The 1,873-nt window shown below is 32.1% G+C and carries 3 protein-coding genes; all 3 read left to right on the forward strand.

The features are described from left to right. The first annotated feature begins 133 nt into the window (after positions 1-133). The 3 genes from HMPREF0381_RS03200 (at position 134) to HMPREF0381_RS03210 (ending at position 1,851) form a co-directional block, all read left to right on the forward strand. Positions 134-592 (forward strand): O-antigen polymerase, encoded by a 459-nt coding sequence (locus tag HMPREF0381_RS03200; protein ID WP_008750433.1) that lies wholly within the window; start codon positions 134-136, stop codon positions 590-592. Between the two features lie 393 nt (positions 593-985). Further along, positions 986-1,462: a hypothetical protein gene (locus tag HMPREF0381_RS03205; protein WP_154647073.1), complete on the forward strand. Its 477-nt coding sequence runs from the start codon at positions 986-988 to the stop codon at positions 1,460-1,462. A gap of 77 nt (positions 1,463-1,539) precedes the next feature. Continuing rightward, positions 1,540-1,851 (forward strand): hypothetical protein, encoded by a 312-nt coding sequence (locus HMPREF0381_RS03210; RefSeq protein ID WP_008750436.1) that lies wholly within the window; start codon positions 1,540-1,542, stop codon positions 1,849-1,851. Positions 1,852-1,873: the final 22 nt, after the last annotated feature.

Consider the following 1,873-nt stretch of genomic DNA (forward strand, 5'->3'; position numbering starts at 1 on the left):
CAACAATAGCTCGTTCATTTTTCCTTCGTTCTCTTTTTTCTCTCTTTCTCATATAATAAAACCTCCTGTGCGAAAAATTTCTTTTTATATTTTACCGCATAGAAGGTTTTTGGCTTAAAATCTTATTGTTTTATTGCGAAAAGTTTTTATTCCTCAGAGCTGCTATATTGCAAATAATTATGACAATTTGGACACTCTGATTAAGGAATTGCCAAAGCACAGCTTCGGTATGAAGGGGTTGTTTCCGCTATGGGCACTTACAGGGCTTAAATTTGTATATCCTAAGCTTGTTGATTTTCCCATATTTGTAAATAAGACGGAGCTTACGACGGTTACATTATTCTATGATGCATTTTATGATTTCGGGATAGCAGGTGTGGGAGTATTTTCTGCAATGCTCGGTGGTATCAGTTATCTCTTTGAAAAATGGATAAGAAGCACAAGGCATGCGGCATTTTATATGATATATGCTCAAGTCTTTATATATCTGGCATTTTCATTTTTCACCACATGGTTTTCAAATCCCGCCACATGGTTTTATTTTATAGTTACGGGAACTATATTCTTTATGTGTGAACGAATGGACGGGTAGATTTATAAGAAGTTCAAAAAGTGGGCATGAAAATGCCGCTTTGGATAAGTAATATATGGAGAAAATCTATATGAATCTATAGCTTCCTATTTAAGAAACGGTATAGTTTTTTTAACAATGGTTGCCATACTTTCAAGATTTTTTAAAATCTATGGAATACAGTTGACACAGCCTGTGACGGTCGTAAAATCTTTTATTATTTTTGTGCCTATGATACTAATTTTTAGGAAAATAGAAGTATAAATATATCATTAATATATTTTTAAGAAAAAAACAATATAATGTAAATGCTATTTCTTATTATTTGTTCCATTATACGAACTAAAGAGGCTGTTTGTTTTAGTTTAATGAAGGAGGATTTTATATTGAAAAAGGATAGTTTTTTTAATGTGTTTGTTTGTTTCTCTACATGTTTGGAATATTACATCTTTTGCCGAGACTAGAACTATAGATATTGATGGTGAGAGCGTAGTGGTAGAGACATTTGGTAACGCCCAGTTTTATGATGGTGAAATTGAAGAAGAGCGTGCTATGACGAGGTCTGTGAGTGAGTTTCCGTTTAATATTAATGATTATGTGCAAACTGATTATATAGAAAATACGCATAGAAAATGGAGAGTACAAACTCAAGCATATCTTAGAAATTATCGAACAGGCGAAGTAGATATGTCAGGAGATACCAAGTATATTGTTGCTATACGAGATACATTAGGTAGGAAGATTTTTTCATATGTAGGGAAAACGGATAATGTGTATGGTGGAGTGACTTTTTCAAAGGTTCCTAAGAAAAAGTTGTGTATTTCAGTTTCAAAGAAAAAGACGGGTGAGTATTTTTTGTTTGGTAAAGGAGATACAGCATTTTTAGATTAAAAAAGATTTATATTATATTAGTTATTACTTTTATATTTGGATTAGTAGCAGGTGTTGCATTAACATATAGTGTAGTTATGGGGAAGAGTAGACAAATAGCTTCTGTTGTACTTGACTATACTCCTATGTATACAGATATACCGATTACCGGAGTAGATAATAGTATTGGACAAAATGTGATTATATTTATGAAGAAATCAGATTTTGAGAATGTAGATATAAATACACTGACGGAGATATATAAGCAAAAAGATGCGATAGCGTTTGTTTTTGAAGATAACTCAGCGTTAGTTTTTGAGGAAAAAAGTAGAACTTTGCATTTTGCCGAATATGATAATGTAACTATGTTTGTAAAGGTAAAGACTGATAAGGCGATTTTGGATGAATAAAGGGGCTGTGAAATAAGTCCTT

The sequence above is a fragment of the Lachnoanaerobaculum saburreum DSM 3986 genome, from assembly GCF_000185385.1.
Taxonomy (GTDB): Bacteria; Bacillota; Clostridia; order Lachnospirales; family Lachnospiraceae; genus Lachnoanaerobaculum; species Lachnoanaerobaculum saburreum.